Here is a 16,579-nt window from a genome sequence, read left to right on the forward strand (position 1 = left end):
CATGCCCAGAGTGTGGGAGGCGCAAGGAACACCGCGCCAGAGGGCTGTGTCCAACGTGTTACCAACGCTGGCGAAGGGCGCAACCCGCGTGCATGACTGAGGGATGCAAGCGGGTGGCCCTTGGTCACGGACGTTGCCGCCCGCACGAAGGGTTGGCCCTGACCGAGGGTGTCACGGAGGAACGACAGCAGAAGTGGCTAACATCGTTCCGTTCCAAGATTGAGCCTAACGATAAGACCGGGTGTTGGCTATGGGTGGGGTCTAAGCACGACGGCTACGGCATGGCATGGGCGGCTAAGGGTAGTTGGTATGCCCATCGATATAGCTACGTCTGGTTTTATGGTGGCCATGATCAAGGCAAGCAGCTCGATCACATGTGCAACACGACAGACTGTGTGAGGCCCGATCATCTGTGGCCCATCACTGGCACCGATAACAAATCGCTTCAGCACCAACGTGCTCTAGCGGGGGATCTTGACTATTGGCAACACACCGTTCTCATTAGATCCAACCCGCGAATTGATAGTTGGGCGCAGGCCGAGGGCCTGCCCTATGGCAAGGCTCACCGCGTCAAGCTATCGAACCTACGCGCACAAGCGCACCTAAACAACAATTAGCCAGGAGGCTACAACATGACTGAACTACGCAACACCGAAGCAATCCGCAAGCACATCAATGAGCTTGAGGGGATCAAAGCTAAGCGTCAAACCGAGCTGGCCGACCACGCTGCAAAGAGTGAACGCCTAGCGCTCGCCGTGACCACCAAGGAACAGCGCGAGGGGGCCGACGAACACGGGCTAGCTCTAGCGGCTCAAAGTGCCATCAAGCAGATCAACAATCAAATGGCCAATCTACAGGCCGAGTTGGTCTATGCTCTGGCCCGCGACCTCAAGGCCGAAGCGGTGGAGGCCGTCAAGGGAAAGCCTGACTTTGAGACACGGGCTAAGGCTATCGCGGCTAAGGCATTTGCCGAGATGGAAGAGCTCAAGGCTGAGGATGACGCTTACAACGAGGCTATTGATTCAACGGCCCGAAAGGCTCAGCAGTTTGAGAAGACCCACGACATCGCGCCTCTGGCTGCTGCTGGCCTAGCTGGGCAGGCTGATCACCTAGGTGCACGCGTCTCCATCGACGGTGCTACGCACCGGGCTATGTGGGCAGGTGAAACTGCCAAGATTCTTAGCCGCTATATCGACAAGGTGGACTTGGAACTCGCCGTGAAAGCCAGCGATGCTAAGTACGAGGAGCAGATGCGGCAAAGGATCGCGGAGGCTGCGCAGGTGGCGGCAGAAGCTCCGGCAGTGTCGATGTGGGCGCAGCCCACAGAGGCCGATCTGGAGGCGGCAAAGGCAGAGCGTGAGCGTGAGGAGCGAGAGATTATTACCCGCTCCGCTATGAGCCTCGTAGCGGCTTAGGGCGGTAGGCGGCGGTGGCCGAAGGGGGCGGGGAAATCCGCCCCCAAAGTCACTCCGCGCATTGCCTGCAACTTCGCCGCGAACAAAGGGATGCATAGGTGTTTTATCTCCTAGAAAACCCTTGAATCCGTCCGTATGAAAAATGGGTAACACCCTCCGGGCTGCCTTTGCGCGCAAATGGGTGCCCCCCGGTAGGGTGCTGGGTAATTAGCTGAAATGTACTCGGAACTTGTATTGAGTTGCCGTAAGTTCTAGTTAGTACACGAATATCAGTGCCTAGTTAGTAAGGAACACATTGGTTGAAGCAACGGAATTAACCGTCCAGGGTCAGAGCTTACAGTCGCTCTATACGCAATACGCAAAAGACACTTTTCTCGTCAATCGACGGTATCAGCGGAAACTTGTTTGGGCTGTTGATGAGAAAGAACGTTTGATTGACTCGATTATTGCCCAGCTTCCAATCCCGCTCATTCTATTGGCTGAGCATCAGGAGGATCGGTCTTCTTCCTTTGAGATTATCGACGGTCTTCAGCGGCTTAATGCGATATTCGCATTCATTGAAAATGAGTTCTCATATGAGGGGGCCTACTTCGATCTTGAGTCCTTGGCAGATACAAAGTATTTACGTGACTCAAATCTTCTCGTCCAGAAGACGCCAACCTTGCCACGCAGCACCTGCTTGGCAATAGTGAATTATCAACTGCCGATATCCATATATAGGTCGGCGACCGAATCGTCTGTGGATGAAGTATTTCGACGTATCAACTCTTCTGGGCGTAAGTTGAGTCTTCAGGAAATCCGTCAAGCGGGTGTTACCTCGAGCTTGGCTAACTTGGTACGTCGCCTAAGCGCCGGAGTAAGGGGGGATGCCACTCTCACGGACATACTTCCATTGAAGGAAATGCCGAAAATTAGTATCACTAGCCGTAACTTACCTTATGGAATCGCAGATGATTCCATATTTTGGGTCAAGAATGGAATTCTCGATAAAGATTCTGTGAGGGAATCTAGGGATGAGGAGCTAGTTCTAGATCTGCTCCTGGATATTCTTATTCGCCCGTTGCCTGTCACAGGAAGTGTTTATCGAAATGCTGCATACGGAAGAGACGTAAGCTCTGCCACTTCGTTGCCTGCTGTGGAATCAAGGATTAAGTCGGTGGGTATCGAGACTATCTCTAATAGGTTCGTTGAAACACTTGATATTATTCGAAAAGTCGTTGATTTGTCCGGTTCAAGTCTGGCCACTTGGATGATCACTCAGTCTAATCCGCGAGGAATCCCACGCTATTTTCACGCACTATTCATCGCGCTACATGACATTCAATTTCAGAAAAACATGGTAGTCGATGATTTTCCAGGCCTGACAGACGCTTTGCACGGATTTTGGGACAGAGAATTAACTATAACGGGAGGCGGAGGGAACTGGAGCGGTAAGCGTAAAGAGGGGCTGAATAGCTCGGTAATAGCGCAGCTGGAAAAGTTCTTTAAGCGCAAGGACGATGCTGTATCTGTGAGAAAGCAAGAACTCTCGTTGCAGTTTGAAATGGAAATGAACATGGCGCTTACGGAGAGCGCCATGTTCGAACTGAAACAGGGCTTTACTCGGATGGATGCGACAGGTGCCCTAGATGAAACGTCGTTTGCAAAGGTTTTGAGAACGGCCAGTGCAATGGCCAACCGAAAACCTGGTGTAACGGGCTACATATTTTTCGGTGTAGCCGATCAAGCTGCTGATGCGCAACGCATTGAACAGTTGTACGGTATCTCGGGGCACAAGTTGAACCAATTTATCGTCACCGGAACCCAGCATGAAATGGACCTCCTAGATAGATCCGTCGACGATCACTATCGATGGTTGGTTCAGCAAATCCGAAACTCTGACTTGGAGCAGGATTTCGCTAACTCGCTGGCTGAAAGCCTTCAGCCGTTTCACTACAGGGATTACTTGCTATGGTCCATGAACCCAGTAGCGATGGATCACCCCACGTCATTTGGAGGTGACTTCTATTATCGACGTGGTAATTCAACGGAGATTGCTAAGGGACCGGAAGTCGTGGAGATATTCAAACGGTTCAGTTAAATGTCCAGGTGGGCTGCTTAGATCCTTCTTTCCAGAAAGATATAAGAACTAACAAATCCGATCGGTTGCGTTATGTTTCTAGCGTTATGGCTGGCCGCACGGAAACAAGCGGATCTGACATAACGCAACACCATAACGAAACTGTGTGTTACGTTTGATGTAAGCATCATCGGTTTTGTTATGGATGAGGAGATCCAACTTTTGACTTCCAAGCTCATTGGATATGCACGTGTCTCTACTGGCTCACAGGATACGGAACGGCAGCAGGCCGACCTGCTGGCGGCTGGCGTACTGCCTTCGGATCTATTCGTGGACAACGGCGTTAGCGGTGCTAAGGCTAGCCGCCCCGCATTGGATCAAGCGCGGGCCATGCTGCGCAGCGGCGACACTTTGGTGATTACTACGCTTGACCGGCTAGGTCGGTCGACCGAGGCCATGCTCGCGCTGGCTACTGAGCTTCAGGATAGCGCTGTCAATCTGCGCGTCTTGAATCTAGGGGGCGGCGACGTTGACACGTCTAGCCCCATGGGCAAGATGATGTTTACCGTTATGGCAGCGCTGGCACAGATGGAACTAGAGGTGAAGCGTGAACGCACTCGCGACAGTGTGGCTAAGCGTCGCGCTAAGGGTGGCGACCTGGGCGGTCGCCGTGTGAAGCTGACAGATGATCAGGTGCACGGCGCTATCGCTGAGATCGCTACAGGCGTGAGTGCTGCGGCTGCGGCTGAGGCACGCGGCGTAAGCTACCAAACGCTATGGCGCAGGGCTAAGGCGCTAGGTGTGGATCTGCGCTAGACAGTAAGAGGGGCCCGGCTAACGCCGGGCCCCTCTTACTGTATCTGGGGTTAGTTGACTGGCGGTGTCCAGTCCAGCGGTGTTAGCTTTTTGCGTGGCTCTGGTGGCAACTGATGGGCTGCTGCGGTGGCTGCTGCTATTAGGATCTCGTCGTCAGTTGCTTCGGTGTGCATGGTGCTGGCGTATAGGGTGCCGTCGATTAGTGCGATGGCTAGCTCTGGCGTATCTAACAACAGTTCAAAGGACTCATTAGTCATGGAGGTTGACCCTAGTGTTAGTGCCAGCCCGGCGAGGCCGGGCTGATTAGTGCGAACATTGCCAGCTTGGCCACTCGGGAACTTACGAAAAAGTTACGATAAGGCTTTCAAAAGCCGGTAAGACACGGGTAAGCACACGACTCAAAAACAATCAAGCGACAAACCATCTTAGGTACAGCAAAGGCCCTGCATCCCTTATATTTACTGGGATGCAGGGCCTTTTCTTGCTGTGCCCCTGGCCGGAATCGAACCGACGGCCTACCCTTTAGGAGAGGGTCGCTCTATCCTACTGAGCTACAGAGGCATGGGCGTGAAAACACCAACAACACTATCCTACAAGGATGCTGAGGGTAAATTTCACGTAGCCGCCTAGCTAGTGCCCTCACGAATTGCCAGCATCTTGCGCTTCAGCCCTCGATTCGCTCGGACAGCACCCAGCCCGACGACCAGACCAGCGGTAATAATCAGCAGTGCCCAGCGGACCGTAGTCAAAATTGAAGCGAGCAGGACTGCACCTGCGCTGAGATCATGGTTGAACAGTGCATCGATGGCGAAGTTCTCCCAAATATCAGCAACAGCGAAGCCTAGTGGAGCCAACCACGCCAGCCAACGCGTTTGTCGATTAGGAATCCAGCGGATGAACAGCAGCATCGAGAAGACAGCCGTGAACATCGGAAAGAGGAAACCTGCGGTCTTGTGCAGGTAATTCAACTGCCCGACGGCATCCGAATCCATGGCACCTCGCAGCGCCTCGATATCTGCCACGGTGTATCCGAAGATCCGCTGATCAGGCATGGGCAACGCATCACTCAGATCCTTCATCTGGAACATGGTGAGCAAGTGGTAGTACGTGAAGAGCGCCAAACAGACAACCAGACCAACCGAGATGAGAATCATCGGGTTCGACTTGTTTTCCTGTGAGTCAATCTTGGTCGTGGGTCGCGCCACTGCAGCGTCGGACGATGCGGGCTGCTGGTTATTGAAGTGACCAGGCTTGCGATACTCTTTGGTTTTTTTGACCTGCTTTGCCATATAGTCCATTATGCCTGTGCCTGGACCGGTACTTTTCTGCAAGCACTGAAAGTGTCTGCAGCGCCACGTAGACTGGCTACATCATGGATTTTCTTTTTGATGATTTCGCCACCGACACCACACCGCAGGTAATGCCCAGTGCAGAAGACCTACTGCAGGGCATGAATCCGCAGCAGGAAGAAGCCGTCCGCTACGCCGGCGGCCCCTTGCTGATCGTGGCAGGAGCCGGATCGGGGAAAACCCGTGTTCTCACGCACCGTATTGCCTATCTATTGGCCACGGGTCGTGCGCGCCCCCATGAGATCCTGGCAATTACCTTCACCAACAAGGCCGCCGCAGAAATGCGCGAGCGAGCTGCGGAGCTGATCGGGGAAGAGCAAGCAAAAAAAATGTGGATCTCAACCTTCCACTCTTCGTGCGTTCGCATCCTTCGTCGTGAAGCCGCAACCATTGGCCTTAAATCGAACTTTTCCATCTATGATTCAACCGATTCCCTCCGGTTGATCACCCTGGTGGCCAAGTCCTTGGAAATCGACCCGAAGCGATTCACTCCCAAGGCCATAGCGCACAAAATTTCCTCGTTGAAGAACGAACTCATCGACGACGAAGATTATGCATCGACCATTAACACCAACGACCCGTTTTCTCGGGCCGTCGCCGAGGTCTACCGCGGCTACACCCGGCGGATGCGTTCGGCCAATGCGCTCGATTTCGATGACCTAATCGGCCAGGTGGTCTTCATGTTCAGGGCCTTCCCAAGGGTCGCCGACAAATACCGGCGTCGATTCCGCCACGTGCTGATCGACGAATACCAAGATACAAACCACGCCCAGTATTCGCTGATCCGCGAGCTGACCGGCATCGAAGGGGAGACGACACCTGGTGAGCTGACGGTAGTTGGTGACTCTGACCAGTCCATTTACGCATTCCGTGGCGCAGATATCCGCAACATCATCGAATTTGAAAAAGACTATCCCAACGCGGCGACGATTAAGCTGGAGCAAAATTACCGCTCTACGCAGACGATCCTCTCCGCGGCCAACGAAGTCATCAAGCGCAATCCGGACCGCAACGACAAGCGGCTGTGGACTGCGAGCGGCGACGGCGAACAGATCACGGGATACGTCGGCGAATCGGAATCCGACGAGGCACGGTGGATTGCTGAGGAGATCCTGCGGCTCAACGACGAAAACGACGTTCGCCCCGGCGACGTGGCGATCTTCTACCGCACCAACGCCCAATCGCGCGCGTTGGAGGAACAACTGATGCGCGTTGACCTCAAATACCGCGTTGTTGGCGGAACAAGGTTCTACGACCGCAAGGAAATCAAGGATGCGCTGGCCTACCTGCGCGTTTTGGTGAACCCGGAGGACGACATTAACGTCCGGCGTATCCTCAACGAGCCGAAGCGTGGCATCGGGGATCGCGCTGAAGGCGCCGTTGCAGCGCTGGCGGACCGGGAACGCATTTCCTTTATGGAGGCCCTGCGCCGTTCGGATGAAGCTCCTGGCTTGGGGACCCGCGGCATCAAGATGACCGCTGCATTTGTTTCGCTGATCGATGACCTGCAAACCGTTGCCGAAGGATCCGGCCCGGCTGAAGCGCTCGAAGCGGTGCTGGAACAGACCGGCTACCTGGAGAACCTGCGGTTGTCGACAGACCCCCAGGATGAATCCCGGGTCGAGAACTTGGCCGAGCTGGTCGCCGTGGTTCGGGACTTCGTCAATGAAGATCCTGAAGGCGGACTGGCTGGATTCCTGGAACGTGTGGCTCTGGTCGCCGACGCTGATCAGATTCCCGAGGCTCCGAGCGATGACGAAGGCGCTGCCATGGCCGCGCAAGAAGGCATGGTCACGTTGATGACCCTGCATACAGCCAAGGGCTTGGAATTCCCTGTCGTATTCCTGACCGGTATGGAGCACGGTGTATTCCCGCATCAGCGTTCGATGACCGATGAAAAGGAACTGGCAGAAGAGCGCCGCCTGGCCTATGTGGGGCTGACCCGTGCCCGCGAACGCCTGTACCTGACCCGCGCAGAACAGCGCAGCCTCTGGGGGCAGGCCCAGTACAACCCTGCGAGCCAGTTCCTAGAAGAGGTTCCGAGCGAGCTGATCGACTGGAAACGTGAAGGATCTGGCGGCGGAATGGGCTTCGGCTTTGGTAACGCAGCGGTGAATTTCGCCACGAGCAGATATGAGCGTGGAAGTCACTGGGGCGCCGGAACTTCTGGCAGCACGCCACAGCGCGGGCATAACGCGGCCCCAGTATCCAAGCAACGCGTGGTGCAAAATAAGGACATCACCGTTCCGAAGGTCGGCCAATCGGTCAAGCATTCCGCCTTTGGCTTGGGAACTGTTATTGCTTTGGAAGGTGCCGGCGACAAGACCGTGGCCAAGGTCCAGTTCCCTGATTCTGAAAAGCGTTTGCTGCTGCGCTACGCGCCACTTGAAATCGTCGAGTAGTCAACCGGAAGACCGAGTTTTCTTCGTCACATTTCCTTGGTTCTCGGCGTAATCCCGCGGTTTCTCTACGTGTTGTAAAAGTGGGAACTTTGCGGAAGTCGGGATAGTCTGAGAGGTGCGCACGGGCTACGGCGCCTTATGACGTCCGTTTGTTGCGGTGCGCTCTCTTAGGTATGGGATGGATTTCGGTCCATGGCCATGCCGCGAGTCAGCATGAACTTCGAACGAAGGACACAAACCCGTGGACCTGTATGAGTACCAGGCGCGCGATCTATTCGAGGCACACGGCGTTCCCGTGCTTGCCGGTATCGTCGCTTACACCCCGGAAGAAGCCAAAGCCGCAGCTGAGAAGATCGGCGGCGTTGTTGTAGTAAAGGCACAGGTCAAGGTCGGTGGCCGTGGCAAGGCTGGCGGCGTTAAGGTCGCTAAGACCGCCGATGAGGCTTTTGAGCACGCATCCAACATTCTCGGTATGGACATCAAGGGCCACACCGTTAACAAGGTCATGATTGCTCAGGGCGCCGACATCGCTGAGGAGTTCTACTTCTCGGTGCTGCTGGACCGCGCGAACCGCAACTACCTTGCAATGTGCTCGGTTGAAGGCGGCATGGAGATCGAGGTGCTCGCAGTTGAGCGCCCAGAGGCTCTGGCCAAGGTCGCAGTGGACCCAATCGTTGGCATCGACGCAGCCAAGGCTGCCGAGATCGTTGAGACCGCAAACTTCCCAGAAGAACTGCGTGCCAAGGTTGCAGAAACCATCCAGAAGCTTTGGGTTGTTTTCAAGGAAGAAGACGCAACCCTCGTTGAGGTCAACCCACTGGTGAAGACCGGCGCCGGCGACATCGTTGCGCTGGACGGCAAGGTCTCCCTGGATGACAACGCTTCCGAGGTTCGCCACCCAGCTCACGAAGAGCTGGAAGACAAGGGCGCAGCCGATCCACTGGAAGCCAAGGCAAAGGCCGCTGGCCTGAACTACGTCAAGCTGGACGGCGAAGTAGGCATCATCGGTAACGGTGCTGGCCTGGTTATGTCCACCCTGGACGTCGTTGCCTACGCTGGCGAGAACCACGGTTCGGTCAAGCCTGCAAACTTCCTTGACATCGGTGGTGGAGCTTCGGCTGAGGTCATGGCCAACGGCCTGGACGTCATCCTGAACGACCCACAGGTCAAGTCGGTCTTCGTCAACGTCTTCGGCGGCATCACCGCTTGTGACGCTGTCGCAAACGGCATCGTTGGCGCGCTGAACACCCTGGGCGACTCGGCGAACAAGCCACTGGTTGTCCGCCTGGACGGCAACAACGTTGAAGAGGGTCGTGCCATCTTGGCCCAGGCCAACCACCCGTTGGTCACCCTGGCAGCAACCATGGATGAGGGCGCCGACAAGGCTGCCGAGCTCGCCAACGCAGCGAAGTAAGAGGGATAAGCGAACAATGAGCATTTACCTGAACAAGGACTCCAAGGTCATCGTCCAGGGCATCACCGGCGGCGAAGGCACCAAGCACACCGCCCTGATGCTCAAGGCTGGCACCAACATTGTTGGCGGCGTTAACGCCCGCAAGGCTGGCACCACCGTCACCCACGGTGACCAGGACATCAAGGTGTTCGGCACCGTGGCAGAAGCCAAGGCCGAGACCGGCGCTGACGTATCGATCGTCTTCGTGCCACCAAAGTTCACCAAGGACGCAGTCGTTGAGGCTATCGAGGCTGAAATCGGTCTCGTTGTTGTCATCACCGAAGGTGTTCCAGTACAGGACTCCGCTGAGTTCTGGGCTCTGGCGCAGTCGAAGGTTGACGCCGACGGCAACCAGATCACCCGCATCATCGGTCCTAACTGCCCAGGTATCATCACCCCAGGTGAAGCACTGGTCGGCATCACCCCGAACAACATCACCGGCAAGGGCCCAATCGGCTTGGTTTCCAAGTCCGGCACCCTGACCTACCAGATGATGTACGAACTGCGCGATCTGGGCTTCTCGACCGCAATCGGCATCGGCGGTGACCCAGTGATCGGCACCACCCACATCGACGCACTGGCCGCTTTCGAAGCTGACCCAGAGACCAAGGCCATCGTCATGATCGGTGAAATCGGTGGCGACGCTGAAGAGCGCGCAGCTGATTACATCAAGGCCAACGTCACCAAGCCAGTTGTTGGCTACGTGGCTGGCTTCACCGCTCCTGAGGGCAAGACCATGGGCCATGCAGGCGCCATCGTTTCCGGCTCGGCTGGCACCGCCCAGGCCAAGAAGGAAGCATTGGAAGCTGCTGGCGTGAAGGTCGGCAAGACTCCTTCGGAGACTGCTGTGCTGCTGCGCGAAGTTTTCGCTGCTCTCTAAGCTGACGCTGAGCTAGAAGTTCTGCCCCGGGTCCTTGACCCGGGGCTCTTCTTTACCCATATGGCGTCATCGACGGCCAGCGGGCCTGAGAGCGCAGAAAAGGGGAAGTCCGCCGGACTGGCGGACTTCCCCTTTGCTATCCAGTAAGCGACGCCCGCAGGCGCAGCATTGCCGAAGCAGGGATAGCGTGCAGGGTCTCGAAGGCGCTCTACGGCTGCGCCGACAAGTCCTTGCCGGATTTGCCCTGCTCAGTCAATTCCAGCTGGTAGCTTTCCTCAAGGGCTGGAACCTGCTCGAACAGCTCCTCAACATCAAGATCAGGATTCTCCTCCTGGGTCTTGACCAGTTCAATCGCTTCTTCTTCGGTGGCAACCGAAGGCAGCGAACCCGGCAGCGGCTTGCGCGCAGATTCCTTGAGGAAGCACACCGCGATGAACCCGGCTACTGACGTGCCCATCACCCAGAATGCCGGTGCCAGCGACGACGAGGTCACAGTCACCAAAGCCTGCATGATAAATGGAGCAAAACCGCCAAAGATCGCTACTGCGAAGTTGTACGAGATGCCCATTCCACCGTAGCGCGAAGCGGTTGGGAACAAGGCCGGCAGCGACGAGGCAAGGTTAGCCACGTAGAAGGTCACAGGGAACGCCAGCAGGGACAGGCCAACCAACGTGGACCAGATAGCGCCGTGCATCATGAACAAGAAGGCAGGGATCGCCAGAACGATCGCGGAGACCGAACCAATGAATAGCACTTTGCGGCGGCCAATGCTATCTGAGAGCTTGCCGCCCAGCGGGATGCACAAGGACATGCCCACAAGGATCGGCAGGGTCAGAAGGTTACCGTGGACCGGGTCATAATGAAGGGTCTCGGTCAGGTAGGTCGGCATGTAGCTGGTCAAAGCGTAGCCAGCAGTGTTAGCTGCGGAAACCAGGACGAAGCCGGTCAGAAGCTCACGCCAATAGGACTTGACCAAGGCGATGACACCCTTGGGAGCATCAGGCGAGTTCTTGGCATCTTCGCTGGCGCGGTTGGCTGCTTCCTGGGCTTCCTTGAACGCGGGGGTATCCTCGATCTTGGAACGGAACCACAAGGCGATGACGCCCAGCGGCAAGGCGACCAGGAATGGGATGCGCCAGGCGAATCCTTCCATGACATCTTCGGCCAAGGTGAGCTGCAGGATCGATACAAAGGCCGCACCCAACGCGAAGCCCATGTAGGAGCCAAGGTCCAAAAGCGAGGCAAAAAAACCGCGTCGCTTGTCAGGCGCATATTCGGTAATGAACGTAGTAGCACCCGCGTACTCGCCGCCGGTGGAGAAACCCTGGATGAGCTTCAACGCGACGAGCAGAATTGGTGCTGCTACGCCCCATACCGAGTAATCCGGAAGGATGCCGATGCCGAACGTGGCCAGGGCCATCATGAGCAAGGTGAAAACCAGAATTTTCTGGCGGCCAACGCGATCTCCTAGTTGTCCAAGAATCACGCCGCCCAGTGGGCGCGCAACGAAGGTTACGGCGAATACGCCGAGACTGAACAATGTCTGGATTGCGGGGTCAACGGTGTCCGGCATGAACAACTTGCCGATAATGACGGCCAAGTAGCCATAGACACCAACGTCGTACCATTCCATGAGGTTACCGACGACAGTTCCGCCGATAGCCTTCTTCAGCATTGAGTTGTCAACAACGTTGACATCTTCTACTTTCAGGCGACGTTTTCTAAAGAACAGTTGTTTACGTGGATTTGCTGCTTCCATAGTTTCACTCCTCGTATCTTTCTTGATCTTGTCGTGGAACCGGCGCCCTCCATGTCGTGGCAGGCGAGTCAAAAATTACTCGCTAAAGTCACGTTTGGACGCCGGGCGACTCATCGAAATCGATAGATTCCTACTCGAAAAACCGCCTAATTACGGGACTCGAGTGATGAAACGCTTGAGCGGATAGTTATCTAGTCTAGCAAAAAAATGACCACTTCCCCCAAAGTTGGCCTGCCTCCACGTTTCGTGCGGGGCGTTTGCAGCGCTCTTGAAGAGGTAAGCGCAACGGCTGAAACAGTTGAAGGCAATAGGCATCGAGAAGAATCCATGGGGACTTCCAAGTGTGGTGTTGAAGCGATAAAAGTGTGGCGAAGGACTCTATGCGACACGGCGGGAAATCTGTGGAAACGCAATAAACTAGCTCGACACAGTGGTGCCTTGAGAAGGGTTTTGCTTCGCGGAACGCCAGGCGGCGATGTGTCCATCCCACCGATTAGTGCATTGGAGCAGATACAAGAACGCCCCAAGGCTGCCGGTGGGGCATCTTGGGGCATCTATTTTGCGCGATTGCTAGTTTCGTAGGCCGACAGTCGCTTCTGCATCGATTCGCAGGAACGAAGAACCGATGACGGCAAAAGCTCCAGGAATCAAAAGCATCCTGTGCTTGGGGTTGTAAAAAATCTCTTCGAGCGGAGATGCCAGGACCCGGTGGACTTTTTCCAGCAGGCGGTCGTTCTCCAAGGACAAGCGTTGCTGCCCAGTTTCGATGACCACACGATCTTTTTCCGTACTAACCGATGCACGCATCCAGTCGTCATCGGGGGTACTGATAGTCTCCGACTTAATCAGGGACACGGTTATTACCGCCTTTATCGTTCGTTTCGCCTCAGCGAGGATCCGCTCAGGCCAGTGACCGATGGGCGCACTATGTGTGGATTAGCGCATACCAACTGACATATTGAATATATCGCGTCTGGCCAGCAGTCGTCTCTTATTCCCAGAGAATTAATCAACCTGTTACTCGAGAAGTCCTCGGATGTCTTGTGCAGTGAGCGCCTTAGAGAACCCATCAGCTTCGTCCATAACGGTCGAGATCAGCTTGCGCTTGCTTTCCTGCAGCGCAACAACCTTTTCCTCGATGGTGCCCTGGGAGATCATCCGGTAAACCATCACCTGACGAGTTTGGCCGATACGGTGCGTGCGGTCAATAGCCTGCGCCTCAACTGCAGGATTCCACCAGGGGTCGAGCAGGAAGCAGTAATCTGCTTCAGTCAGGTTCAATCCGAAGCCGCCAGCCTTCAGCGAGATCAAGAACAGCGGAGCTTCGCCTTCCTTGAACTGCTCGATGACCTTGGAACGATTACGCGTATTTCCGTCGAGATACACGAAATTCACGCCTCGCTCGGTCAGCTTCTCGGCCAGCACTTTCAGATAGGAAGTGAATTGGCTGAAGACCAGAGCGCGGTGGCCCTCGCCCAGAACATCATCAAGCTGATCAAATAAGGCTTCCAGTTTCGAACCCGGAACATCCGATAGCTCGGGATCGACCAGCGAAGGCTCCAGCGCAAGCATGCGCAGATGCGTCAGGGACTGGAAAATCGTAAAGCGGTTGCGATCCAAGTCCTCCACCAGGTGCAGGATCTTCTGGCGTTCACGGTTCAGATGGGTGTCATAAACATGCTGATGCTCATCGGAGAGCCGGACGAGCAATTGCTGTTCCTGCTTGGCTGGCAGATCGAGCACCACCGATTCCTTGGTGCGTCGCAGCATAAACGGCTTGATCCGGCGCTGGAGCAACGCCAGGGTTTCCTTGTCGCCCAGGACTTCAATAGGGCGGGCGAATTGGCGGTTGAAACGGCTCGTGTTCAAGAACAGGGCCGGTGCCACCAGCGACAACAGCGCACCGAGTTCAGAGAGATTGTTCTCCATCGGGGTACCGGTAACGGCCAGCTTGAAGTTGGTCTGCAGGTTCACAGCAGTGCGGTGGGCCTTGGTGGAGCGGTTCTTCACGAACTGGGCCTCATCAAGGATCAGGCCAGCAAAGCGCTGCGCCTCATAAATCTCATCATTCAGGCGCAACAGCGTGTAGGTGGTGAGGATGACGTCGTAGTTTTCCGCCAGCTCGCTGAGCTGCCGCGGTGAACTCAGCGTTCCTTCAATGCTGGTCACGCGCAAGCTTGGAGCGAATCGCTTGACTTCGGTTTCCCAGTTCGAGACGACCGAGCTTGGCGCAACCACAAGGAATGGGGCAGCAGTGCGCTGGGCTGCCGGAAGCTTGGCGCAAGCCTCGCTGTCATTCCACAGCCCGTGCGCATGCAGGATCAATGCGATGGTCTGCAGGGTTTTGCCCAAGCCCATATCGTCGGCCAAGATGCCGCCAAAGCCGCCCTGATACAGCCGGCTCAGCCAGCGGAAGCCGTCAACCTGATAAGGGCGCAATTGCGCGTTCAGCGTTTCAGGCACGGACGCCTGCTCGCCTTCAGCGACCTTCAGCAGGGAACGCATTCGCGCAATGAACAAATCTGCGCCGTCGATGCCTTCGGCGAGCTCATCGAGCTCCTCGAAAATGGAAATCTGGAAAACCGTAAGCTTCAGATCGCCTTCTTTTGGCTTGTCGTTGAGTGCTTGGGCTTCATCAACAAGGGCCTTGAGCTTGGCGAACAGCGGCTGGTTCAAGGAGAACCACGTATTGTCCGGGAGCTTGATCTTCATCTGGCCATTGCTCATGGCCTCAACGATTTGTGAAAAAGGAACCTCGTGGTCGCCAACGGTGATCAGCAATCCCAGATCCAGCCAGTCAGTGCGCTCGTGGTTGACCGCGTTGATCTTCAGCTGGGGAAGCTCGCGCAGTTGCCGGAATACCGGCCGGGTGCCCTTTTCGCTCAGCTTCACTATTGGCAGGCTCTCGATGGCAGGCAAGATTTCAGAGACAAAGGTAATGACGCTTTCGCCCGAGTAGAACTTGGGTGAAAGATCGGGATTCCCCGTTTCTGTAGTCTGCAGGAAGACCTCATCAATAGCTGCGCGAAGCTGTTCTTCGATTTCACGATCGTAGACTTCGTGCTGATCCGGAACCCCGGGATAGCGGATCTGGAATTCCAAGGTTGCCGAGTCATTCGGCTCGCCCTTGTCATTCACATCGCGCTTGTAGGTGACCGTAGCCTGCACATATGGGGGCTTCAAGTCCGGGAGCACCAGTTCCTCGCTGGCACTGCGCAGATCAAAGCGGCGCGCTAGACGCGGATAGACCGAATCGAAGAAGCTGTCGATTTCCGCGACCGGAATGGCCACCGGGCGACGGTCAACGTACCAGCGGCGGTGCGCCTCTGCCACGGGTTCCTTGCTCGGAGCCAACCAGATCTCGTCAGGCTGGCCCAACTGCGCATAGAACCCATGATCTGCAATAACGCCGCTAGGCGACTCGGAATCAAGCACCAGGTCCTGGCCGTCGACATGCAAAATGCCGCTCAGCTGCATCAACTGGTCATCGAGCGTCGCCTGCATGCTGAAGCTGGCCGGGTCAACGATTCGAATGCGCTGTTCGGAGCGTGTGGAGATGAGCTCAATGCCCAGCTCCTGAGCCTGCTGAAGCAGTGGCCACAGCAGGTCGGAAGCGTATTCGTCCATGAATAGCCAGTCTTCATCCACCTTGAATTGCAACTGGGTATCGCTGCGGGCCATGGACGCAAAACGGGTGAACCAGTGGTGCTGCGAGCGCAACAAATTCCAGCCATAGGTCTTGAAGCCCAGGGTGGTCCAGCGCAGCTGCCCGCGAACCCAGCGGCCTTCGGTATTGCGGACCATCGGCCGCACGCCCAGGCGGAATCGCTTATTGCGGGTGGGATGCGGAATGGTGCCGGTCGGCATCCACTGTTGTTGCTGCGTGGTGTTCTTCGCATCGAAGAGCATGAATTGCAAACCCATGGCTACCACGGGGTCGTGCTGCGAGCCGAGCAGCCCGTCGGCTGGGCCAGGTTCAGAGGGCTGGAACCACGAGTCGATTTGCTGGGCCCATGCGGCCGAGCTTTTTTCTTCCGGCACGGCCACAAGGCGCGGCTGCGAAGCAATCTTGTTCGAGACGATGGCCAAGGCGGCAATGTGCGCGCAGATGCCGGGCTTGTCGCACGTGCACTCGCAAAGCTCGATTTGCCAGTCGTCGCCGGCCATTTGAACCTGGATCATCGGCGAAAATTCTTCGCCGTTAGCACGCACGGTGCCTTCGATCTGCCGGGTGGATTCATCAAATTCCACGTCAACCACAGAATTTTCTTCAGCTGCTATGTTCTTTCCGTAAAAGAAAGGGACATCGCCCAGATAGCGCAGCAAGTGGCGCGCGTCGATGGTTGGGGGAACAGAATCACTCATCCTCTCATCGTTTCACGTTCCGGCCCGCGGTGAAAGTTCAAGGGCCTGTCTGTGAATAATCACTATCTATGACGTAGCGTT

At 56.0% G+C, this 16,579-nt stretch carries 11 protein-coding genes and 1 tRNA gene; 6 read left to right on the forward strand and 6 right to left on the reverse strand.

Translation table 11 applies throughout. The features are described from left to right. Positions 1–632 precede the first annotated feature (632 nt). The 3 genes from AOZ07_RS03375 to AOZ07_RS03385 all read left to right on the forward strand — a co-directional run bounded on the left by AOZ07_RS03375 (position 633) and on the right by AOZ07_RS03385 (position 4,290). Entirely contained in the window at positions 633–1,415 is a 783-nt protein-coding gene (locus AOZ07_RS03375; protein WP_060700707.1) for a hypothetical protein, read from the forward strand. 295 nt (positions 1,416–1,710) lie between these two features. Then, positions 1,711–3,495: a DUF262 domain-containing protein gene (locus AOZ07_RS03380; protein WP_060700708.1), complete on the forward strand. Its 1,785-nt coding sequence runs from the start codon at positions 1,711–1,713 to the stop codon at positions 3,493–3,495. A 201-nt stretch (positions 3,496–3,696) separates the two neighbouring features. Further along, a complete protein-coding gene (locus AOZ07_RS03385; protein ID WP_236995253.1) occupies positions 3,697–4,290 on the forward strand; it encodes a recombinase family protein in 594 nt (197 codons plus the stop codon). Positions 4,291–4,340: 50 nt separating this feature from the next. Here AOZ07_RS03385 and AOZ07_RS03390 read toward each other — a convergent pair whose 3' ends face one another. From AOZ07_RS03390 to AOZ07_RS03400, 3 genes are all read right to left on the reverse strand, one after another. Beyond that, a complete protein-coding gene (locus AOZ07_RS03390; RefSeq protein WP_060700710.1) occupies positions 4,341–4,547 on the reverse strand; it encodes a hypothetical protein in 207 nt (68 codons plus the stop codon). 230 nt (positions 4,548–4,777) lie between these two features. After that, positions 4,778–4,851 (reverse strand) — tRNA-Arg (locus tag AOZ07_RS03395). Between the two features lie 65 nt (positions 4,852–4,916). Then, entirely contained in the window at positions 4,917–5,579 is a 663-nt protein-coding gene (locus tag AOZ07_RS03400) for a hypothetical protein (protein WP_146277696.1), read from the reverse strand. Positions 5,580–5,662: 83 nt separating this feature from the next. Between AOZ07_RS03400 and pcrA the strand changes: the two genes are divergently transcribed. The 3 genes from pcrA to sucD all read left to right on the forward strand — a co-directional run bounded on the left by pcrA (position 5,663) and on the right by sucD (position 10,374). Then, the gene (pcrA, locus tag AOZ07_RS03405) at positions 5,663–8,041 is read left to right on the forward strand and encodes a DNA helicase PcrA (RefSeq protein WP_060700712.1); all 2,379 of its coding nucleotides are present in this window, start codon (positions 5,663–5,665) and stop codon (positions 8,039–8,041) included. Positions 8,042–8,282: 241 nt separating this feature from the next. Beyond that, positions 8,283–9,455 carry an ADP-forming succinate--CoA ligase subunit beta gene (sucC, locus tag AOZ07_RS03410; RefSeq protein WP_060700713.1) on the forward strand — a complete coding sequence of 391 codons (1,173 nt, stop codon included), beginning with the start codon at positions 8,283–8,285 and terminating at the stop codon, positions 9,453–9,455. A 16-nt stretch (positions 9,456–9,471) separates the two neighbouring features. Then, a complete protein-coding gene (gene sucD, locus AOZ07_RS03415) occupies positions 9,472–10,374 on the forward strand; it encodes a succinate--CoA ligase subunit alpha (RefSeq protein ID WP_060700714.1) in 903 nt (300 codons plus the stop codon). Between the two features lie 208 nt (positions 10,375–10,582). On the opposite strand, the gene AOZ07_RS03420 is transcribed toward sucD, so the two are convergent. The 3 genes from AOZ07_RS03420 to AOZ07_RS03430 form a co-directional block, all read right to left on the reverse strand. Continuing rightward, positions 10,583–12,133, reverse strand: a complete 1,551-nt coding sequence (locus AOZ07_RS03420) for an MFS transporter (protein WP_060700715.1) — start codon at positions 12,131–12,133, stop codon at positions 10,583–10,585. A gap of 570 nt (positions 12,134–12,703) precedes the next feature. After that, entirely contained in the window at positions 12,704–12,988 is a 285-nt protein-coding gene (locus tag AOZ07_RS03425; RefSeq protein WP_146277698.1) for a hypothetical protein, read from the reverse strand. 162 nt (positions 12,989–13,150) lie between these two features. After that, complete coding sequence (locus AOZ07_RS03430; protein ID WP_060700717.1) at positions 13,151–16,498, reverse strand: DEAD/DEAH box helicase; 3,348 nt, start codon at positions 16,496–16,498, stop codon at positions 13,151–13,153. Positions 16,499–16,579 lie beyond the last annotated feature (81 nt).

It is taken from the genome of Glutamicibacter halophytocola (assembly GCF_001302565.1).
In the GTDB taxonomy this organism is placed as follows: Bacteria; Actinomycetota; Actinomycetes; order Actinomycetales; family Micrococcaceae; genus Glutamicibacter; species Glutamicibacter halophytocola.